We start from the raw sequence: 20,553 nt of genomic DNA, 5'->3' as shown, positions 1-20,553 counted from the left end.
CGCTCTCGTGCCGCGATCGTGCCGCGTGAAAGCATGGCAGAGGCCGTTCCCCACGCGTAAGGCGTATGCAGATCAGGTGCCGATCAAGTGCAGATCAGTTGCAGATCAGCTGCCGAACGCGTCCAGGAACGCCTGGCAGAACGCCTTGAGGTCGTCGGGCTTGCGACTGGTCACCAGCGTGTTCGGCCCGGCCGTGTCGATCATGACCTCCTGGTCGACCCATTCCGCCCCGGCGTTGCGCAGATCCGTCTGCAGGCTCGGCCAGGACGTGAGCGTTCGGCCTCGGACGACGTCGGCCTCGATGAGCGTCCACGGCGCGTGACAGACGGTCGCCACCGGCTTGCCCGCGTCGAAGAAACTCTTGGCGAACTGGACGGCCTTCGGAACGGTGCGCAGCATGTCCGGGTTGGCCACGCCACCGGGCAGGACCAGCCCGTCGAACTCGGCGGCGGACACGTCGTCGACCGTCAGGTCGACCGGGAAGGTGTCGGCCTTGTCCAGGTGGTTGAACCCCTGGACGCGGCCAGGCCTGATGGACACCAGCCGCGGCGTTCCACCCGCCTGCTCGACGGCCCTCCACGGTTCGGTGAGCTCGATCTGCTCGACTCCCTCAGGAGCGACCAGAAACGCGATCGTCTTACCCTGGATCATCATTCGCCCCTCTCCTGCGTTACTTCTTTGCGATGTGGCATGTCCGAAATTCGCCTGCCCAGCTATGGGCGATCTATGCCGAATGTGGGGTAGGGGAGTTATATGCCGATGTTCGTCGGAACCTCCGGCTGGCAGTACGCCGACTGGCGGGACATGATCTACTCCGGCGTGCCCCAGCGGCTCTGGCTGGAGAGGTACGGCGAGGCCTTCGCCACCGTCGAGAACAACAACGCCTTCTACCGCCTGCCCACGAGGGAGACGTTCGAGAGCTGGCGGGAGCGCACGCCGGACGATTTCGTCATGGCGGTTAAGGCCAGCAGGTTCCTCACGCACATCAAGCGGCTGAAGGACCCGGAGGAGCCGGTTGAGCGGCTCATGGGCGTGGCGGAAGGGCTCGGCGGCAAGCTCGGTCCGATCCTGCTGCAGCTGCCACCCACCCTGCAGGCCGACGCGGAGCGGCTCCGCCGGTGCCTCGCGCGCTTCCCGAAGGGTGTCAGGGTCGCGGTCGAGCCGAGACACGAGTCGTGGTGGACGGACGAGATCCGGGAGGTCCTCGCCGGAAGTGGTGAAAGCGGCGCGGCCCTGTGCTGGGCCGACAGACGGGGCAAACCCCAGTCGCCTCTGTGGAGCACGGCCGACTGGGCGTACCTGCGGTTCCATGAGGGACGGGCCCGGCCCTGGCCCGGCTATGGCGATCAGGCGCTGAAGACCTGGCTCGACCGGCTCGGTGACGCGGGTGATGTGCGGGACGTGTACGTCTACTTCAACAACGATCTGGGCGGCGCCGCCGTACGGAACGCCCTCACGCTCGCCGTCCTGGCGGAGGACGCAGGGTGGGACGTGAGCCGCGTCAGGCAACTCGACGAACTCGAGTCCATGCACGCGGGTGGGAAGCCCTGACATACGCGAACCTCAAGCCGTCCCGCGTTCCGGTGGGACGCGGGACGGCATGAGCGCTATGAGCGGCATGAACCACATAGCGGTATGAGCGGCAGAAGCGATATGTGCGGCATGAGGTTCACGGTTCGCGGGAGACCTGGTCAGGCCCGGTCGCCGGGGTCCTCGGAGCGGGCCGTGCCACGGCGGCCGGCCACGAGCTGATCGGACGGCTGGGCCGGGACCGAGATGTGATGATCGGCCGGTTCGGTGGTGCGGTCGCGTTCCGTCCGGCCGGGACGGGCCATCTCACGCGTGTCGGCTTCGCGGATGTCGGCTTCGCGGGCCGCCTGCTCCCGCTCCCGTTCGGCCGCACGGGCGGCGACGGGATCGGTGCCAGCACCGGGGGCGGGGTCGGTGACAACAGGGGAGGCGGGATCGGCCGCGGGGCCGGTTCCCTCCAGTCGCCGTTCCAGGTCGCGCTTCTCGGCCTCAAGCTGGGACAGGCGCTGCCGCTCGGCCAGCCGGGCCGCGCGGAGCTTGCGGCGCTTCGCGGTCGACCGGCGCATGCCGCCGCTGACCATGAGAAGTCCGATCAGGAACACCACTGCCGTCGCCGCGCCGGCGAGGAAGAGCTCGAACGGGCTGAGATTGAACGTCCGATCCCAGATGGTGATCGGCATCGTGCCGGCGGTGTCGTCGATCGATATCTCGATCATGGCCGCCGCCGCGACAATGATAAAGAGAAGGCCCAGGAGGACCATGTGACCTCACCTCACGCTGCGGTTCTGATTCACGGGCGACCACCGACTGCCCTGGAAATCCAGGTTCATGTCCGCGAATCGGCGCCGAGTGGGCACCTCGCCTTAATGCGGGGGTCGTTTACAGCGTTTATGGTCCGGCCATGACCATGATCCGTAAGTTCGTGGCCGGAGCCCTGGCCGTCATCGCGGGCGGTACCGTGGCCGCTGTGCTGATTCAGCCCGGCTCGGCGACCGCCGACAAGCGTGACCGTGAGCCCATCGTCATCGGCCACCGTGGCGCGAGCGCCTGGCGGCCGGAGCACACTCTCCTGTCCTACGAGACGGCCATCGGCCTGGGTGCCGACTTCATCGAGCCCGACCTCGTCTCGACCAAGGATCACATCCTCGTCGCCAGGCACGAGAACGAGATCGGGGGGACCACCGACGTGGCCGACCACCCCGAGTTCGCGAGCCGGCGCACCACCAAGACCATCGACGGCGTGGCGGTGACAGGATGGTTCACCGAAGACTTCACGCTCGCCGAGCTGCGCACCCTCCGGGCCAAGGAGCGCATCCCCGACCTGCGCCCGGAGAGCACGGCCTTCAACGGCCTGGTGCCGATCCCGACCTTCGACGAGGTGATCGACCTCGCCCAGCGTCACGGCGTGGGCGTCTATCCCGAGACGAAGCACCCGACCTACTTCGACTCCATCGGGCTGTCTCTCGAGGAGCCGCTGCTCGCCACGCTGGCCAGGCACGGCTGGCGGAAGGCGAGCGACCCGGTGTTCATCCAGTCGTTCGAGACGGCGAACATCCGTGACCTGCACAAGAAGACCAAGCTACGGCTGATCCAGCTGGTCAACGGGTCCGGCGCGCCCTACGACCACGTTGCCAAGGGCGACGGCTTCACCTACGACCAGATGGTCACCCCGGCGGGCCTCAAGGACGTGGCGTCCTACGCGTACGGCGTGGGTGTGGCGACCACCCGCATCCTGCCCGTGGGCGCGGACGGCCGTACGGTCGCCCCGACCACGCTGGTCAGGGACGCGCACTGGGCGCACCTCGACGTGCACACCTGGACGGTGCGTCCCGAGAACTCGCAGCTCCCGGTGGACTATCGGCGCGGCGACCCGGCGAGCCCCGTGTACGCCCGGGCGACCGGTGACGTCACGGGCTACTTCAACAAGCTGTTCGACCAGAACATCGACGGTGTCTTCTCCGACGACCCCGGTATCGCCCGCGCGGTGCTGGGAGCCCGCGCGCTTCACTAGGGGCCGTAACCGCAACAGAACCACCCGAACCACCTGAACCAACCCGACGTGCCGATGACCGGTGTCATCGGCACGTCGTCGTTCCGGGGTTGACCCCTCGAAACGAAGTTGACAATCATTTTCATTTGAGCCACGATTCGGTTGTATCCCCCGATACGCTTACATACGTCGAATCGAACAGGACTGTCGTGCGCTCCCCTCTTGCCCGATCCCTGCCGGTCGCCGCCCTTGTCGTGATGTTCGCGGCTGCCTGTGGCTCCGGCTCGTCGTCTTCGTCACAGTCCAGCGGAAGCCCGGGGGCTCCCCAGCCTCTCAAGGTCGTCGCCACCACCACCCAGGTCGGCGACTTCGCCCGGAACGTGGGCGGCGACAAGGTCGTGGTCCAGCAGATCCTCAAGCCCAACGTCGACCCGCACGACTATGAGCCGTCCCCCGCGGACATCCAGGCCATCGCCGAGGCCGACGTCGTGGTCAAGAACGGCGTGGGCCTGGAGAAGTGGCTCGATCAGGTGATCACGTCCGCCGGCTTCAACGGCACGATCGTCGACGCCAGCCAGGGCGTCGCGATCCGTCAGGGCGACGGGTCCGAGGAGGAGGCCGCCGGGGACCCGCACATCTGGCACAACCCGATGAACGCCAAGATCATGGCGACCAACATCGAGAAGGCGTTCGCCGCCGAGGACGCCGCCGACGCGTCGGCCTACCAGGCCAACCTGGCCGCCTACAGCGCCAAGGTCGACGCTCTCGACGCCGACATCGCCAAGAAGATCGACTCGATTCCGGTGGACAGCCGCAAGCTCGTCACCAACCACGACGCCTTCGGCTACTACATCGACCGCTACAAGCTGACCTTCGTGGGCTCGATCATCCCGAGCTTCGACACCTCGGCGGAGTTGTCCGGCAAGCAGATCGCCGATCTCGTCGCGAAGATCAAGTCGACCGGTGTCACCGCGATCTTCTCCGAGTCGTCCCTGCCGCCGAAGACGGCGGACGCGATCGGCCGCGAGGCCGGTGTGAAGGTGGAGGCGGGAGAGGACTCGCTGTACGGCGATACCCTCGGTCCGGAGGGGTCGGCGGGAGCCACCTACCTCCAGATGGAAGAGCACAACACCGACACGATCGTCACCGCCCTCAAGGGTTCCGCCACATGACACAGCAGCAAGACCGTACGGCGGCGCTGGTCCTCGAAAAGGCCAGTGTCGCCTACGGGCATGTACCGGTGCTGGAGGAGTTGCACGGCACCGTCCGTTCCGGCGAGGCCGTCGCGCTCATCGGCCCCAACGGCGCCGGCAAATCCACACTGATCAAAGCCGTCCTCGGCCTGGTCCCCACGGTCCGCGGCCGGATCGAGGTGCTCGGCGTCACGCCCGCGCAGGCGCGCCGCGACGTCGCGTACGTGCCGCAGGCCGACACCCTCGACCCCGACTTCCCGGTGTCGGTCGAGCAGGTGGTGATGATGGGCCGCTACCGGAAGATCGGCTGGCTCCGCCGTCCGTCCGCGACCGACCGCACCCTCGCGGCCGAGGCGCTGGAGCGCGTCGGGCTCAGCGACCGCGCCAAGAACAGGTTCGGCACGTTGTCCGGCGGCCAGCGGCAGCGGGTGCTCCTCGCCCGGGCGATCGCCGCCCAGCCGCGGCTGTTGCTGCTCGACGAGCCCTTCAACGGGGTGGACGCGGTGAGCCAGCACGCACTGCTCGAAGCGATAGCCCTGCTCAAGCAGCAGGGGGCCGCGGTGGTCGTCAGCACGCACGACCTGGCCATCGCGCATCTCGCCTGCGACGAGGTGTGCCTGCTCAACCGCCACCAGTTCGGTTTCGGGCCGACCGACGCGATCCTGACCCCCGAGCGCCTCCGGGCGACGTACGGAGGGCACGCGCTGGAGCTGCGCGGTGACCGGGTGATCGTGACCCAGACATGAGCTTGTTCGAGCCGTTCCACCTGCCGTTCATGGCACGGGCGCTGGTCGAGCTGGTCATCCTCGGAGTGCTCGCCGGCACGGTCGGGGTCCTGGTGCTGCTGCGCCGTCTCGCGTTCGTGAGCGACACCCTGACCCACACCGTCTTCCCCGGCGTGGTCATCGGTTACCTGATGGCCGGCCAGGACGGCGTCTTCTGGGGGGCGCTGGCCGCCGGCGTGCTGACGGCGGTGCTGCTCACCGTGCTCGCCCATCGGAGGCGGGTGAGCGAGGACGCCGCGCTCGCCATGGTGCTGACCTCGCTGTTCGCGGTCGGTGTCGTGCTCGTCTCCCGGCGGACCGCCTTCACCTCCGATCTGACGCAGTTCCTGTTCGGGCGGATCCTCACCGTCACCCAGGAGCAGCTCGTCCAGACCGCCGTGGTGACCGTCCTCGTGGCCGGGTTGCTGGCGGTGTTGCGGCGACAGCTCATGTTGCGCACCTTCGACCCCGAGGGCGCGGCGGCGTCGGGCATCCGCGTCGGCCTGCTCGACCTGGTCATGAACGTCGCCGTGGCCCTGGTGGTGGTCGCCGCGGTGCAGGCCGTGGGGACGATCCTGGTCATCGCGCTATTGATCGTCCCGGCTGCGGCGGCGCGCGCCCTGTCCGACCGCCTCGTGCTCATCGTGCCGCTCGCCTGTCTCATCGGCGCCCTCGGCGGCTGGCTCGGGCTCGCGGCCAGCTACGAGGCCTCCGTCTACCACGGGCTGCGGCTCGCCTCGGGCGGCACCGTGGTCCTGGTCCTCGTCGTCCTGTACGGCGTGGCCACCCTGGCGGGAGCCGTACGGAGACGCGTGGGGCTCGGCCGTGCCCGGCTGAGCACCCCTGAACTGGAGATGACGCGGTGAGCTGGCTCGATTCCACCGTCCACCGGGCCATGATCGAGGCGGCGCTGGTCGGCGTCCTCGGCGGCGTGGTGGGCGTGTTCGTCATCGCGCGGAGGCTGCCGTTCTTCACGATGGCGCTGACGCACGGGACCTTCCCCGGCATCGTCATCGCCGCGCTGCTGGGCGTCGACCTCTATCTCGGCGGCGGCGTCTTCGGCCTGCTCGTGGTCCTCGCCGTCGTGGTCTTCTCGCGGGCGCGCGGACAGGACTTCACCGCCGCGACCGGGATCGCGCTGTCCGGCGGGTTCGCGCTCGGCGTCGTCCTGGTGTCGGCGCAGGACGGCTTCAGCAAGGACCTGACCGCCTACACGGTGGGCGACGTGCTCGCGGTGAGCACCACGGATCTGGTGATCACGGCCGGCGTGGCCGTCGTCGTGCTCGTCGTGATGGCCGCGCTGGGCAAGGAACTGCTGCTCGTGGCCTTCGACAGGGACGGGGCGTCGGCCGTCGGGCTGCCCACCGCGGTGCTCGACTTCGCCCTCCTGGCGATCATCGAGGTGACCGTGGTGGCCACTGTGCCCGCCCTCGGCGCGATCCTCACCGTCGCCCTCCTGGTGGGCCCGGCCGCGACGGCACGGCTGATCACCGACCGGCTCGTCCTGCTGTTCCCCATCGCCGTGGCGGTCGGCGTCTCGTGCGCCCTCGCCGGCGTCTGGGTCTCCACGCAGTGGAACGTCGCGGCCGGAGCGTCCATCGCGCTGTTCTGCGGCGCCGCGTTCGGCGTGGCCTTCCTCGCCTCGGTTCTGCGGGGCCGGCTGCGGCCCGCGGCGGGCGTGCTCGCGCCGCCGGCCGCGGTGCCGGAAGAGGCACGCGCCTAGGACGCCTGGGACGCCTGGACGTCCAGGAGGACGGTGTCAGAGGTAGACCACGCTGCCCAGGTGGTCGATCTTGTCCGCGGTCTCGTCGTCGAACCACACTCCGCCGGTCGCGAGGTAGCGGAAACGGTGGACGCCGGCCGGCAGGATCACGGACACGGTCCGTGTGCCGTCGCGGCGGCGCAGCAGCACGTGGTCGCCCGGCCGCCATTCGTTGAAGTCGCCGACGACGCTGACGGCGCCGGAGGGCTGATCAAGGGGAAGGGTGAACGTGACGCGGGTCTTCTGTCCGAAAAGGCGGGTCCGCCGAAGCATGTGAAGATCCTCCCTTGTGGCCGGGATGAGCACAGCATTCCGTGCGGTCACCGTTCCGGAGAAATGGGACACGCGGCGCGTAACACAATATTCACCGTATTTTGAGGACTAGCCGGAAGTTCGTTTCGGCTTCCTGGCGGGGGGTTCGCCGCGTTGGGTGAGATGCGGGTGTACGTCCGGTGAATAACGATTGCCGTTACCCGCTTCCAGCCGATCTCCCCGGCGGTCACGATGGGTGCATGAGCGTGTCTGGAATCGCCAGGCAGTCGATGGCCTCGCGAGTCCTGAAGCAGCTGGAGACCTGGCCGGAATGCCGGACCGGTACGGCCGTATGCGGCAGCGGGGCGGGGGTGTCGGTGGGCGCGAGGCAGATCCTCCACCTGCACACCGGCAACGAGGCGGAGTTGTGGCTGACCGTCCCGCTCATCGAGCGGATGCGCCCGGCTCTCGAATCGGCGCAGCAGGTGGCGCTGGAGCCGCACCGCGACTGGATCGGCATCCGGTTGGACACCGAGGACGACGCGGACCTGCTCGTCGCGTTGTTCAGTCTGGCGATCAGGACCCATGACGAGGCGGAGCCCGAGCCTGAGATGTCGGAGTGTCTCGCCGGCTGACAGACCCTCAGGTCAGGGCACCCGGCCGACGCCACACAGGAACCACGTCGGCAGATCGAGCCCCCGGCTCGCCAGGGGGGCGTCGTGGTCCGGCCGCCACTCGTCGAGCCGTACCACTCCGGGGTCGAGGAGATCGAATCCCTCGAAGAAGCCGCAGATCTCGGCGCGCCCGCGCAACGTCACGCTCGAACTGGCCCGCTGGTAGACGGCGGCGCCCTGGCGCGCGGATGTCGTGCGCTCTTCCCCGGTGACGTGCGACAACACGACATAGCTGCCGGGCGGCAGGGTGTCACGGAGCCGGGCGACCACCTCGGCGGGCTTGTCGCTGTCGGGCAGGAAGTGCAGCACGGCGACGAGCAGCACCGCCACCGGCTCGGCGAAGTCGATCAGCGACAGGAGTTCGGGGCTGTCGAAGATGGGCTCCGGCTCCCGGAGATCGCCGGGGATGGTGATCGTGTTGGTGGCGTTGGACAGCAGGGCGCGGGCGTGCCCGAGGACGACGGGGTCGTTGTCCACGTAGACGACCCGGGTCCCGGGGTCGACCTCGCCGGCCACCTCATGGACGTTCCCCTGGGTCGGCAGCCCCGTGCCGATGTCCACGAACTGGCGGATCCCGGCGTCCGCCGCGAGATGGCGTACGGCCCTGCGCAGGAACAGTCGGTTCTGCCACGCCAGTCGCCTGGCCTCGGGCGCGACCGCGAGAACGTGTTCGGCGGCCTCCCTGTCGACGGGGAAGTTGTCCTTTCCGCCCAGGAAGTAGTTGTACATCCGTGCGGCGTTCGGGATGTGCACATCGATTCCGTGCGGCAGGGGTTCGTCCTCAGCCAAACATTCGCTCCTTTATGGGGATCTATTGCGAGCATATGAGGCATTAGCAGGAATTCAAATCAATTGCTGGCACGAGCCGGCAATTTCGCGGGCAGGTGAGACGAGGGAAGGCGCGCTCACCCGACCAGGACGGGGTGCGCGAGGACCGCGTTCTGGCAGTAGTCCAGCCCGGTGCCGGTGTCCTCCATCAGGCCCGCCGGAGTCGGTTTGACCACCTCGCGCGTGGTGAGGGCCCGCGTGGCGGTGTGCTGTTCGGTCATCGGTGCCGCCCTCTCCTCGTGGCCCGTCGAGAGACCGCGTGACCGGCAACTTTGTCCGGGTATAGGCCTTATATCCGAAATATCAACTCCGACAACAGGGAACGGGAAGACAACGGCCGAACCGGGGGATCGCATGCTGTCGAGAATCGCCGCCGTGCTGGGCGTGTCCGCCGTCGTGCTGGGCGTGTCCGCCGTCGTGCTGGGCGGGACGGCCGGCGTCGCCGTCGCGCAGGAAGGCGTGAACCAGCAGGAAAGGCTGAATCAGCAAGAAGGCGTGAACCAGCAGGACCGCACGTTTCTGACCGAGACCCATCAGGCGAACCTGGACATGATCGAACACGGCCCGATGGTCGAGAGGACGGCGAGCGCGCCTGCCGTACGCGATCTGGCGAAGCGGCTCGTGAAGGATCACCTCGCGCTCGACGAGGACGTCAAGAGGGTGGCCGGGCAGGTCGCGGTCCCGCTACCCGGTACGGCGGGGGCCGCGGGGATGGCGGACTTGCGCCGGATGGCGCGGAACAAGGGGGCGGCGTTCGACCGGGCCTGGCTGTCTCACGAGGCCGATCATCACCACCACCTTCTCCAGGCCATCGCCCAGGAGTTGCGCATGGGTTCGTCTCTCGAGGTGAAGAAGCTCGCCGCCGAGGCGAGGCCGGCCGTACGGGCGCATCTGGCCCTGCTGAGCCAGGCGGGCGGAGAGATCCCCGACGCCGGGATGCCCGGCCACTGAACCGGGACCACCGCCCCCAGAAGCCCGTGGGCCCGGGGAGTTCGGGGGGCTCGGGGACGGTGGCCGCACGGTCAGCGGGTGAGCGGGTGAGCGGCGGTGCCGGACACGATGCTCAGATGACGTCCCAGGGGACGGACTCGTACAGGCGCGCCGCGGCTTCGACGACGTCGTGCCCGGTGGGAAGCGTCATGTCGTCGATGCGTCCCACCGCGGCGACCCCGTGGGAGTTGGTGATGAAGACCGCCTCGAAGCCGGTCACGTCGGCCAGCCGCACCGGCCCGCGCCGGGACTCGATCCCGATGTCCGGGAGTCGCGGCTCGAGCAACTGCATCGTGATGCCGTGCAGGGACGGTTCGTCGGGCCAGACGACGGACGTCCCGTCGAAGAAACCGATGTTGGCGATGCCGCTCTCCGCGATGACGCCGCCGTGGCCGGTCAGCAGCGCGTCGTCGAAGCCCTCGCGTACGGCCTGGCGGCCGTAGTAGGCCTGCCCGAATCCGCCGAGGTGCTTGATGTGGGCGGCCGGCCGCTGGTAGCCGACAGACCTGAGGCTCTGCGGACTCTTGGGCGAGGGTGCCGGCGGGCGCACGGTCACCACGATGGACGCCGCGTCGTCGCCGTCCGGCCAATAGACATAGACGCGCACCGACGCGTCGGGGGTGTCGTCTCCGAGGGCGTGCCGGATGTGGTTGCGTACCTGGTCGCCGTCCAGGGCGTCGCCGAACAACTCCCGGGTGGCGCCGTCGAGTCGCGCGAGATGGAGATCGAGGCCCCGCGTCCTTCCACCTCTGACCTGCATGGCGGTGAAGTGCCCGTGGTTGACGAGCGGGAGCGGGAACTGCTCGGCGGACGGCGGACGGCCGTTGACCTCAATTCGCGGCTGAGCCAGAAGTCTCATGCCCCATTTTGGGGGTTTCCGGGCTGTCGTTGCGAACAGGGACGTGAACGCGCCTCCAGGGGATCGCGGGCAGGCCGTGCCGGATTCGCAGGAGGGCCCAGACGGCGGGCGCGGCCAGCAGCACGCCGAGCAGCACCCAGACCGTGGCGGTGTTGCCCACGCCGAACATCTTCAGCGCCGAGGCGAGCAGCACGAACGCCAGAATCCGGCGCACGAGCCCGCCGGGAGCGCGGGAGGAGATGCGCGAGCCGAGATAGACGCCGGGGACGGATCCGGCGAGCAGCGCGACGGTCACCGACAACTGGAAGTCGCCGAAGAGCACGTGGCCGAGGGCCGCCGACATGACGAGCGGCACGGCCTGGACCAGGTCGGTGCCGACGAGCTGGTTGGCCTTGAGCGCGGGATACAGGGCCAGCAGCGCGACGATGATCAGTGAGCCCGACCCCACCGACGTCATGCCGACCACCAGTCCGCCCACGACTCCGACCAGCACGGTCGGCAGTCGCCGTACGGTCACCTTGGGCAGGCCGGTCGCGGCCGGCTCGCCCGGAGTCGCCGTCCGGCGTCCCGTCTCCGAGGTGCGCCCCTCGGCCCGGTCGCGCATGGCGAGATAGCCGCGTACGGCCAGGCCCGCCGCCGCGATGAGCAGAGCGACACCCAGAGCCGCCTGGATCACACCCTGGACGTCCTCGCCGGTGCCGAGCGCCCGCGCGAGCAGCACCCCGCAGAACGCGGCGGGAACGGAACCGGCGCAGAGCCACCCGACGAGCCTGAGGTCGACGGTGCCGCGTCGCAGATGGACGAAGCCGCCGACGGGCTTCATGACGGCCGCGGCGACGAGGTCGCTGGAGACGGCGGCGAGGGGCGGAACGCCGAAGAAGGTCACCAGCATGGGTGTCATGAGCGCGCCGCCGCCCATGCCGGTCAGTCCGACGACGACCGCGACCAGGAAAGAGCCGATCGCCATGACGTAGTCGAAATGCATCGGGAAATCCTACCAAAACCATCGGAATAATCGAGTACATCATCCGAGAATTCCGGGGGGATCGAGGCGTTACTGCGAGCGGATCCGGCGACCAAGCCGATGGGCTGAACCTCGGGGCGGGCCCTGTGATCCAGGTCCCGCCCCGAGGGCTTCCGCGACCGCCGCCAGGGGCAGTCAAGGGCCTGTCAAGGGTGACCGTCCGCCCCGCACTTGATGATGGGGCGGATGCAGTCGTTGACGCGCCGCGCCATCTCCGCCGCGGGCCAGGCGTTGAAGAAGTCGCCGTGCATCGTGAACCCGGCTCCCGACGCCAGCCGGAAGTGCGACGGGTCGCCGGTCACCGGATAGCGCAGGACCTGGCGCAGCTTCGGCACCGGCACGGGATGGGTCGCCGGGCACTGCCCGTTCACCGGGTAGGCCATGTGACTCTTGTGATCGGCCGAGTCGAGGTCCCTGCCGTTCCAGCACTGCGGGAAGTCGAGGTACGACTCGAGCATCGTGCCCGCCGGGCAGTTGACGAAGTCCTTTCCGGGGTTCACCTCACCGGCGTGCAGGCACGACCAGCGGGAGATGGTCGTGGCGTCCGGCGCGGTCGCCTTGGCGTTGCCGGCCACGATGCGCAGGCCCAGGGGCATGGGCTGCGTCTGCGCGATGACGTCGTCACGGACGCCCTCGCCCAGGTAGTAGAACGTGGTGATGACCGGCTCGACCGGCACGTCGTCCTTGTACAACGTCGGCACCCAGTAGGCCGACTTGTCGACGGCCGGGTTGCAGTTGCTGTTGGCGTTCTGCAGGCTCGTCAGGGTCGAGCTCGCGTTGGTGGTGGTGCTCCCGAAGAAGCTGTGCATGTGGGAGGCGCCGGGCAGGCCCGGGTAGATGATCGGGTCGTCGGGGAGCCGGTGACTGAAGGGACAGTCGGCGAGGAACTCCGCGACGCGCACGATGTTTCCGCCGCCGCCGGTCGGCGGAGGCGTCGTTCCGCCACTGCCGAAGACCTGGAACTCCCACAGGGACACGCCGTACTGGGTGGCGCGGGCGGTGGCGTACAGCCGGACGTAGCGGCCGCTGCCCGAGACGTTGAGCGTCTGGTTGCCGCCGGTCCCCGTCGTGGTGGAGTAGACGGTGGTCCAGCTCGTGCCGTTGGCGGAGGTCTGGATCTGGAAGGCCCTGGCGTAGGCCGCCTCCCAGTTGAGCACGACCTGGTTGAGGGTCGCGGTGGCGCCCAGGTCGACCTGCAGCCACTGCGGATCGGCGAACGCGCTGGACCAGCGGGTGCCCAGGTTGCCGTCGACCGCGGAGGAGGCGGGGGAGCCGCCGTTCTCCGCGGAGGAGGCGGTGACCGGGTGCCCCTGGGAGAGCGGGGGCGCGGCGGCCTCGGCACGCGGGAGGAACACCGCGGAGGCGCCGAGGAGCGCGAACAGGGCGGCGGCGAGCGCCGCCAGTCTCAGGCGGGGGACATGGCGGGGGACATGGCGGGGGACATGGCTGGGTGGTGACATGGCGGACTCCAGGGGTGGGGGGTGGGTGGCCCGGGAGGACTCCCGGGCCACCGGCTGATCAGTGCCGGATCAGTGCTCGATCAGTTCTGGATCAGTGCCGATCACTGGTAGACGCGCACGTAGTCGACGAGCATCTTCGACGGGAACGGCGTGCTCGCGTCCGGCGGGCCGGGCCAGTCGCCGCCCACCGCCAGGTTGAGGATGATGTAGAACGGGTGGTCGTAGACCCACGGTCCCCGCGTCGCCTCGACCTGGTCCTTGCTGAGGGTGAACACCGTCTGGCCGTCCAGCGTGTAGACGATGCCCTTGCTGTCCCAGTTCGCGGCCCAGACGTGGTAGTCCGCGGAGAAGTCCGCGTTCCCCGGGAGCGTGTACGGCGAGCCGATCCCGGCGCCGCCGTTGTAGGCGGGGGCGTGGATCGTGGAGTAGGACGTCTTCACGTCCTTGCCGAGGACCTCCATGATGTCCACCTCGCCGTTGTACGGCCAGGGCCGGCCGGTCAGGTAGTCCGCGCCCATCATCCAGAACGCGGGCCAGAAGCCGTTGCCCTTGGGCACCTTGATCCGGGCCTCGACGCGGCCGTAGGTGAAGTGGAACTTGTTGGAGGTGTTCAGCCGGGCCGAGGTGTACTGGCAGGTGCCGCCGGGACAGGCCGAGCCGGGAGTGGTCTCCCTGCGCGCCTCCATCACGAGGCTGCCGGCTCCGTCCATCGAGGCGTTGTTGTTGTTGGTGTAGTACTCCAGCTCGTTGTTCGGGCCGGTGCCGGTGTCGACGGTCCACTTGGCCGCGTCGGGCTTGGTGCCGGCGGCGCCGTTGAACTCGTCGCTCCACACCAGTTGCGGCGGGGTGCGCGGGTCGGACGGGAGCGGGGGCGGGGTGGTGGGGGCGCCACCGGTTCCCCAGACCTGGAATTCCCACAGGGAGTAGCCGTAGGCCGTGGCGCGCTGCGTGCCGTACATGCGGACGTAGCGGCCGGTGCCGTTGACGGTCAAGGTCTGCTTGAACCCGGTGCCCGTGGTGGTGGAGTAGATCGGGGTCCAGTTGGCGGCGTCCGGTGACACCTGGATCTGGAACGCCCTGGCGTAGGCCGGGTCCCACTGGAGCACGACCTTGTGGATCTGCGCGGTCGCGCCGAGGTCGACGTAGATCCAGCCGGGGTCGACCCAGCCGGTGGTGCTGCTCGTCGCCCAGCGCGACGCCGGGTCACGGTCGAAGGCGCGGGCGGGGACGCACTCGTAGCAGTTGACGTCGCTCTGGGAGGTGGAGGCCACGCCGGGCTTGCCGTACGACAGCAGTTTGTCGCCGCCCGGGTCAGGGGGAGTCGGCGTGGGGGTCGGCGTGGGGGTGGGGGTCGGCGTGGGCGTCGGCGTGGTGCCGGAACCGGTGCGGACGGAGAACGTGAACAGCGAGTAACCGAAGGCCGTGGCCCGCTGCGTGCCGTACATGCGGACGTAGCGGCCGGTGCCGCTCACGTCGAGGGCCTGGGTGCCCCCGGCGCCGGTCGTGGTGGAGTAGACGTTCGTCCAGGTCGTGCCGTCGGCGGAGGTCTGGATCTGGAAGGCCCTGGCGTAGGCCGCCTCCCAGATGAGCGTGACGCCGCAGATCTGCTGGGCGGATCCGAGGTCGACCTGGATCCACTGCGGGTCGCTGAACGCGCTGGCCCAGCGGGTCCCGCCGTCGCCGTCGACGGCGTTGGCGGCCGGGAAGACGGCGTTCTCCGTGGAGGAGGCGGTGGCGGGGCGGCCGCGTGCGGCGTCGGCCGTGCCGCAACCCGGCGAGGTGCCGCCGGGACCGTAGACCTGGAACTCGAGCAGTGAGTAGCCGTAGGGGAGGGCGCGCTGCGTGCCGTACATGCGGACGTAGCGGCCGGAGCCGGTCACGGCGAGCGTCTGGTTGCCGCCCGTCCCCGTGGTGGTGGAGTAGACGTTCGTCCAGTTCGTCCCGTCGGCGGAGGTCTGGATCTGGAAGGCCCTGGCGTAGGAGGCCTCCCAGTTGAGCACGACCTGGCTGACGGTCTGGACGGAGCCCAGGTCGATCTGGATCCACTGGGGATCGCTGAACGCGCTGGACCAGCGGGTGGTCAGGCTGCCGTCGACGACGTTGGCGGCGGGGAACGCCGCGTTCTCCACTGAGGACGCGGTAACCGTCTTCCCCTGGGAGATGAGGGTGTCGGCCGCGGCGGCGGGGACCAGGACGAAGCAGGACGTGATGAGGATGATCGCCGTTGCGACCAGTAGGCCCAGGCGGTGACGTCCTGGACTGCGGGATGGACTCACGGGGTCTCCTTGGCGGGCGGGGGGTTCAGGGAGCGCTCCCGGACAGGAGCGTGCTACCTGTTAGGAAGGGCTGTCAAGAACCCCGTTAACCAAACCGAAATGCAACGCACACCCGAAATATCCTTCGAGTTACAAGTAGAGAGCGCTCTCAAAACCGGCGTCCCGATCGAGTAATTGCGCTCTGAGCTGCATATATGGGAGGCGTTACAAGAAACCGCTCTCTCGCTTTGTTCCGGACGCCGTCCCCCAGGTATCCACCATTGTTACAGGGAGGCCCTTGACACGAAATGCCGCCGGAATCCACGGTGTGAGGGAGCGCTCCCTACAAGATCACTTAAGGGGCCCAAGGAGGGTTCTATGGGCAAGCTTCGCCCCGGACGCATCGCCCCGATGTTCGCCGCAGCTTTACTGGCCGCCAGTGTGGCCGCCTGTGGTGGCGGCTCGGACGAACCGGCGGCCTCCGGCCAGCCGGCCGAGAAGATCAAGCTCACCGTTGGACTGTTCAGCGACTTCCACTACGCGCCGCTGTACGAGGAGTTCAAGAAGACCCACCCGAACGTCGAGATCGTCGAGCGTCGGGCGCAGTTCAACGACCACCACAAGAACCTCACCACGCAGCTCGCGACCGGCGCGGGCGCCGCGGACGTGGTGGCCGTCGAGGCCGGATACATCGCCACGTTCACTCCGCTCGCCGACAAGTTCTACGACCTCGGCCAGTACGGCCTGGGCAAGAGGCAGGCCGACTACCTGGACTGGAAGTGGAGCCAGGGCCTGTCGCCCGACGGCAAGCTGTTGGGCCTCGGCACCGACATCGGCGGGCTGGCCATGTGCTACCGGACCGACCTGTTCAAGGAGGCGGGCCTGCCGACCGACCGCGACGAGGTGTCCAAGCTCTGGCCCACGTGGGAGGACTACTCCAGGGTCGGCCAGCAGTTCGTCGCGGCCAAGGTGAAGGGCGCCAAGTGGTTCGACGGCCCGGGTGAGAACTTCCGCGCCATGGTCGACCAGGCCCCGGTCGGGTACTACGACGAGCAGAACAACCTCGTCGCCGGGACCAACCCCGATGTGAAGAAGGCGTGGGACCTGTCGGTCCAGATGCTCCAGGCGGACGAGTCCGCCAAGCTGCTGGCCTTCAGCCCGCCGTGGAACACCGGCCTGACCAAGGGCTCCTTCGCCACGATCATCTGCCCGTCGTGGAAGACCGGCAGCATCAAGGACGCGGCCCCGACCACGGCCGGCAAGTGGGACGTCGCGGCGGTGCCCGGCGGTGGCGGCGGCAACCAGGGTGGGACCCACCTCATGGCGCCGAAGCAGGGCAAGCACCCCAAGGAGGCCGCCGAGCTGATCGACCTGCTCACCAGCAAGGACAACCAGCTCAAGCTCTTCACCGACGCCGGCGCTCTGCCGTCGATCCCCGCGTTGTACGACGACCCGACGATCACGGGCTTCACCAACCCGTTCTTCAGCGACGCGCCGACGGGCAAGATCTTCACCGACGCCGCCAAGGCGCTGAAGCCCCAGCACGTGGGGCCGAAGGCCGGTGACGTGCTCACCGCGTTCGGCAACGCCCTGCAACGCGTCGAACAGGGCAAGCAGCAGCCCGACGCGGCGTGGCAGCAGGCCCTGCAGGACCTCGACCGGATCAAGTAGCTCGCCGGGTGGCCGGCTCGGACCAAGCGAGCCGGCCACCCCAACGGTCTCACGAACCAAGAGAGGACCCGCCGTGGCCACCCGCGCCCCCGACCGTCCGACGGCGGTCCCGCGCCACAGGTCTGAACGGTTCAGCCGGCAACTCGCGTACCGGCTCGACGTCAAGGCCTCGCCGTACGCGTATGTCATGCCGTTCCTGCTGGTGTTCTGCGCGTTCGGGCTGTTCCCCCTGGTCTACACGGCCTGGGTGAGCCTGCACGACTGGACGCTGCTGTCCGACGTCCACAAGTTCGTCGGCCTGGACAACTTCGCCTTCCTGCTCGGCGACGAGTACTTCTGGAACGCGACCTTCAACACCGTGTCCATCGGGCTGGTGTCGACGGTCCCGCAGTTGCTGCTGGCGATCTGGCTGGCGCACCTGCTGAACCGCCCGCTCCGGGCCCAGACGCTCTTCCGGGTCACGCTGCTGCTCCCGAACGTCACCAGCGTCGTCGCCGTCGTGGTCATCTTCAGCCAGCTCTTCGGCCGGGACTACGGGCTGATCAACTGGGTGTTGTCGTGGTTCGGCGTCGGCGCCATCGACTGGAACGCCGGGACCGCGAGCTCGCACGTGGCCATCTCCACCATGATCATGTGGCGCTGGACCGGCTACAACGCACTGATCTTCCTGGCGGCCATGCAGGCCGTGCCGCGCGACCTCTACGAGGCCGCCACCATCGACGGCGCCTCCGGATTCACGCAGCTGCGGAAGATCACCATTCCGATGATCAAGCCCACGATCGTCTTCGTGGTCGTCACCTCCACCATCGGGGCGATGCAGGTCGTCGCGGAGCCGCTGCTGTTCGGCACCTACAGTCCCACCGGCGGCCCCGACCGCCAGTACCAGACGCTCTCGCTGTTCATCTATGAGAACTTCGCGAAGCTCGACTTCGGCTACGCCTCGGCGATCTCCTGGATGATGTTCGTCTTCATCGTCATCGCCGCCGGCATCAACTACCTGCTCACCCGCCGCTCGGGGGGGAACCTGACATGATCCCGCGGTTGGGTTCGGGCAAGGCCCGTACGCTCACCTACCTCACGCTGATCGCCGTGGTGTTCTTCTCGGCGCTCCCGCTCTACTACAGCGTGGTCGTCGCCTCCCGCGACAACTCGGCGCTGGCCGACGTGCCGCCGCCGCTCTGGCCCGGAGGCAACTTCGTCGCCAACGTGGAGAAGGTCTTCGACACCGTCCCGTTCGCGCTGGCGCTGCTGAACTCCGTCCTGGTGGCGGGGTCGATCGCGATCGCGGTCATGTTCTTCTCCACGCTCGCCGGGTTCGCCTTCGCCAAGCTGCGCTTCCGGGGGCGCAACGCGCTCCTGCTGATCACCGTGGCCACGATGATGGTCCCCACGCAGCTCGGCATCATCCCGCTCTACCTGATCATGGTGAAGCTGGAGTGGACCGGATCGATGTACGCGCTCATCGTCCCCGCCCTGGTCAACGCGTTCGGCGTGTTCTTCATGACGCAGTTCCTGTCCCGGGCGTTGCCGACCGAGCTCCTGGAGGCGGGCCGCGTGGACGGCTGCACGACCTGGGGCCTGTTCTGGCACGTGGTGCTGCCGGTGGCCCGTCCGGCGGCGGCGGTGCTGGGCATGCTGACGTTCATGTCGGCGTGGAACGACTACTTCTGGCCGCTGGTCGTGCTCACCCCCGAGAACCCCACCGTCCAGGTCGCCCTGTCCACGCTGGCCGCGGGTTACGTCAGCGACTACGCGCTCAGCCTGACCGGCACCACGCTCGGCACGCTGCCGCTCGTCATCGTTTTCGCCCTGCTCGGCAAGCAGATCATCGGAGGAATCATGCAAGGAGCTGTCAAGGGATGACGATCACCACCGTCGAGACTCGGGGGCAGACGCTGGTCTTCCCTGATGGTTTCCTCTGGGGCGCGGCCACCGCGTCCTACCAGATCGAAGGCGCAGCACGGGACGACGGCCGGGGGCCGTCGATCTGGGACACCTTCTCGCACACTCCCGGCAGGGTCGCCACGGGCCACACGGGCGACGTGGCCTGCGACCACTACCACCGCTACGCCGACGACGTGCGGCTGATGGCCGACCTCGGCCTCGGGGTCTACCGGTTCTCCGTCTCCTGGCCGCGGGTGCAGCCCGACGGCTCAGGGCCGACCAACACGCGAGGGCTGGACTTCTACGACCGGCTCGTCGACCGGCTGCTGGATGCCGGGATCGACCCCTATGTCACGCTCTACCACTGGGACCTGCCGCAGAGCCTGGAAGACCACGGCGGGTGGCCCAACCGGGACACGGCCTACCGTTTCGCCGACTACGCCCTGGCCGTACACGCCCGGCTGGGCGACCGGGTGAAGACCTGGACCACGCTGAACGAGCCGTGGGTGGCGGCCTTCCTGGGATACGGCAACGGCGTGCACGCGCCCGGCCGTACGGACGCCGCGGACGCACTGCGGGCCGCGCACCACCTGCTGCTCGCCCACGGGTTGTCCACGTCGGCCCTGCGTTCGGCGGGCGTCGAGGAGATCGCTCTCACGCTCAACCTGTCGCCGGTCATCACGCACGGAGCGGGGGAGGCGGACGCCGAGGCCGTGAACCGGGCCGACATCCTGCTCAACCGCCAGTTCCTCGACCCGGCGCTGCGCGGCGTCTACCCCACGGAACTGCTCGAGATCATGGAGCGCCGCGCCGGCCTCGGGCACATCCACGACGACGACCTGGACGTGATCCACCAGCCGATCGAACTGCTGGGCATCAACTACTACAACCCCACCTACGTCATCGCGAAGCCGGGTGAGCCGGCCGACCCGGCCTGGCCCGGCAGCGAGGGCATCGGGTTCGACGGCTCCGACGAGCCGACCACCGCGATGGGCTGGCCGATCAGTCCTGACGGCCTGTCATCACTGCTGGTACGGCTCTCGCACGACTACCCCGAGGTCGGGCTGATCGTCACGGAGAACGGCGCGGCCTTCGACGACGTCGTCGTCGGCGACCAGGTCCACGACGCCGACCGTGTGGCGTACCTGGACGGGCACATGCGCGCCGCGCACGCCGCGATCGAGGCCGGGGCCGACCTCCGCGGCTACCTCGTGTGGTCGCTGCTGGACAACTTCGAGTGGCACGACGGGTACCACCGTAGGTTCGGCCTGGTGCGGGTCGACTTCGGCACCCAGCGCCGCCTGCTGAAGGACAGCGCGCTGTGGTACCGGGGGGTCATCGAACGCAACGGGCTGGCCTGAGCCACCCACTCTGGACGCCGAGGGAGACGGTGAGCATGCTCGACGAGCCCGTGACC

The 20,553-nt window shown here is 68.7% G+C and carries 21 protein-coding genes; 12 read left to right on the top strand and 9 right to left on the bottom strand.

The genetic code is table 11. From position 1 onward, the window contains the following. Window positions 1–105 precede the first annotated feature (105 nt). Window positions 106–651, bottom strand: coding sequence for a type 1 glutamine amidotransferase domain-containing protein (locus Psi02_RS32250; protein WP_203979628.1), 546 nt, complete (start codon window positions 649–651; stop codon window positions 106–108). Between the two features lie 108 nt (window positions 652–759). Here Psi02_RS32250 and Psi02_RS32245 point away from each other — a divergent pair, with 108 nt between their 5' ends. Continuing rightward, on the top strand, window positions 760–1,551 hold the full coding sequence (locus Psi02_RS32245; RefSeq protein WP_203979612.1) for a DUF72 domain-containing protein: 792 nt from the start codon (window positions 760–762) through the stop codon (window positions 1,549–1,551). 140 nt (window positions 1,552–1,691) lie between these two features. On the opposite strand, the gene Psi02_RS32240 is transcribed toward Psi02_RS32245, so the two are convergent. Then, on the bottom strand, window positions 1,692–2,246 hold the full coding sequence (locus Psi02_RS32240) for a hypothetical protein (RefSeq protein WP_203979611.1): 555 nt from the start codon (window positions 2,244–2,246) through the stop codon (window positions 1,692–1,694). A gap of 185 nt (window positions 2,247–2,431) precedes the next feature. Between Psi02_RS32240 and Psi02_RS32235 the strand changes: the two genes are divergently transcribed. The 5 genes from Psi02_RS32235 to Psi02_RS32215 all read left to right on the top strand — a co-directional run bounded on the left by Psi02_RS32235 (window position 2,432) and on the right by Psi02_RS32215 (window position 7,200). After that, complete coding sequence (locus Psi02_RS32235; protein ID WP_203979610.1) at window positions 2,432–3,541, top strand: glycerophosphodiester phosphodiesterase; 1,110 nt, start codon at window positions 2,432–2,434, stop codon at window positions 3,539–3,541. Window positions 3,542–3,729: 188 nt separating this feature from the next. Continuing rightward, complete coding sequence (locus Psi02_RS32230; protein WP_203979609.1) at window positions 3,730–4,692, top strand: metal ABC transporter substrate-binding protein; 963 nt, start codon at window positions 3,730–3,732, stop codon at window positions 4,690–4,692. Beyond that, the gene (locus tag Psi02_RS32225) at window positions 4,689–5,459 is read left to right on the top strand and encodes a metal ABC transporter ATP-binding protein (RefSeq protein WP_203979608.1); all 771 of its coding nucleotides are present in this window, start codon (window positions 4,689–4,691) and stop codon (window positions 5,457–5,459) included. The genes Psi02_RS32230 and Psi02_RS32225 overlap by 4 nt, the downstream gene beginning before the upstream one ends. Continuing rightward, on the top strand, window positions 5,456–6,343 hold the full coding sequence (locus Psi02_RS32220; RefSeq protein ID WP_203979607.1) for a metal ABC transporter permease: 888 nt from the start codon (window positions 5,456–5,458) through the stop codon (window positions 6,341–6,343). Before Psi02_RS32225 ends, Psi02_RS32220 begins: the two co-directional genes overlap by 4 nt. Further along, window positions 6,340–7,200, top strand: a complete 861-nt coding sequence (locus tag Psi02_RS32215; protein WP_203979606.1) for a metal ABC transporter permease — start codon at window positions 6,340–6,342, stop codon at window positions 7,198–7,200. Before Psi02_RS32220 ends, Psi02_RS32215 begins: the two co-directional genes overlap by 4 nt. A gap of 36 nt (window positions 7,201–7,236) precedes the next feature. Here the strand turns inward: Psi02_RS32215 and Psi02_RS32210 are convergent, their stop codons facing one another. After that, window positions 7,237–7,512: an isoamylase early set domain-containing protein gene (locus tag Psi02_RS32210; RefSeq protein ID WP_203957554.1), complete on the bottom strand. Its 276-nt coding sequence runs from the start codon at window positions 7,510–7,512 to the stop codon at window positions 7,237–7,239. A gap of 239 nt (window positions 7,513–7,751) precedes the next feature. Here Psi02_RS32210 and Psi02_RS32205 point away from each other — a divergent pair, with 239 nt between their 5' ends. Next, window positions 7,752–8,126 carry a luciferase domain-containing protein gene (locus Psi02_RS32205; protein ID WP_203979605.1) on the top strand — a complete coding sequence of 125 codons (375 nt, stop codon included), beginning with the start codon at window positions 7,752–7,754 and terminating at the stop codon, window positions 8,124–8,126. A gap of 12 nt (window positions 8,127–8,138) precedes the next feature. On the opposite strand, the gene Psi02_RS32200 is transcribed toward Psi02_RS32205, so the two are convergent. After that, complete coding sequence (locus Psi02_RS32200) at window positions 8,139–8,954, bottom strand: SAM-dependent methyltransferase (RefSeq protein WP_239095344.1); 816 nt, start codon at window positions 8,952–8,954, stop codon at window positions 8,139–8,141. A gap of 116 nt (window positions 8,955–9,070) precedes the next feature. Continuing rightward, window positions 9,071–9,214: a hypothetical protein gene (locus Psi02_RS32195; protein WP_203979604.1), complete on the bottom strand. Its 144-nt coding sequence runs from the start codon at window positions 9,212–9,214 to the stop codon at window positions 9,071–9,073. Window positions 9,215–9,347: 133 nt separating this feature from the next. Between Psi02_RS32195 and Psi02_RS32190 the strand changes: the two genes are divergently transcribed. Next, window positions 9,348–9,944, top strand: coding sequence for a DUF4142 domain-containing protein (locus Psi02_RS32190; protein ID WP_203979603.1), 597 nt, complete (start codon window positions 9,348–9,350; stop codon window positions 9,942–9,944). 112 nt (window positions 9,945–10,056) lie between these two features. On the opposite strand, the gene Psi02_RS32185 is transcribed toward Psi02_RS32190, so the two are convergent. The 4 genes from Psi02_RS32185 to Psi02_RS32170 all read right to left on the bottom strand — a co-directional run bounded on the left by Psi02_RS32185 (window position 10,057) and on the right by Psi02_RS32170 (window position 15,602). After that, window positions 10,057–10,842, bottom strand: coding sequence for an aminotransferase class IV family protein (locus tag Psi02_RS32185; RefSeq protein WP_203979602.1), 786 nt, complete (start codon window positions 10,840–10,842; stop codon window positions 10,057–10,059). Beyond that, window positions 10,814–11,827, bottom strand: coding sequence for a sulfite exporter TauE/SafE family protein (locus Psi02_RS32180; RefSeq protein ID WP_203979601.1), 1,014 nt, complete (start codon window positions 11,825–11,827; stop codon window positions 10,814–10,816). Before Psi02_RS32180 ends, Psi02_RS32185 begins: the two co-directional genes overlap by 29 nt. 185 nt (window positions 11,828–12,012) lie before the next feature. Further along, window positions 12,013–13,326, bottom strand: coding sequence for a DUF1996 domain-containing protein (locus Psi02_RS32175; protein ID WP_203979600.1), 1,314 nt, complete (start codon window positions 13,324–13,326; stop codon window positions 12,013–12,015). A 101-nt stretch (window positions 13,327–13,427) separates the two neighbouring features. Then, a complete protein-coding gene (locus Psi02_RS32170; RefSeq protein ID WP_239095343.1) occupies window positions 13,428–15,602 on the bottom strand; it encodes a discoidin domain-containing protein in 2,175 nt (724 codons plus the stop codon). Between the two features lie 357 nt (window positions 15,603–15,959). On the opposite strand from Psi02_RS32170, the gene Psi02_RS32165 reads away from it, so the two are divergent. The 4 genes from Psi02_RS32165 to Psi02_RS32150 all read left to right on the top strand — a co-directional run bounded on the left by Psi02_RS32165 (window position 15,960) and on the right by Psi02_RS32150 (window position 20,497). Then, entirely contained in the window at window positions 15,960–17,252 is a 1,293-nt protein-coding gene (locus Psi02_RS32165) for an ABC transporter substrate-binding protein (protein ID WP_203979599.1), read from the top strand. 73 nt (window positions 17,253–17,325) lie between these two features. After that, window positions 17,326–18,285, top strand: a complete 960-nt coding sequence (locus Psi02_RS32160) for a carbohydrate ABC transporter permease (RefSeq protein WP_203979598.1) — start codon at window positions 17,326–17,328, stop codon at window positions 18,283–18,285. Further along, window positions 18,282–19,115 carry a carbohydrate ABC transporter permease gene (locus tag Psi02_RS32155; RefSeq protein WP_203979597.1) on the top strand — a complete coding sequence of 278 codons (834 nt, stop codon included), beginning with the start codon at window positions 18,282–18,284 and terminating at the stop codon, window positions 19,113–19,115. The genes Psi02_RS32160 and Psi02_RS32155 overlap by 4 nt, the downstream gene beginning before the upstream one ends. Further along, window positions 19,112–20,497, top strand: coding sequence for a GH1 family beta-glucosidase (locus Psi02_RS32150; protein ID WP_203979596.1), 1,386 nt, complete (start codon window positions 19,112–19,114; stop codon window positions 20,495–20,497). Before Psi02_RS32155 ends, Psi02_RS32150 begins: the two co-directional genes overlap by 4 nt. Window positions 20,498–20,553: the final 56 nt, after the last annotated feature.

Source organism: Planotetraspora silvatica (assembly GCF_016863315.1).
Classification (GTDB): Bacteria; Actinomycetota; Actinomycetes; order Streptosporangiales; family Streptosporangiaceae; genus Planotetraspora; species Planotetraspora silvatica.
This window is presented reverse-complemented; position numbering and strand designations above follow the sequence as displayed.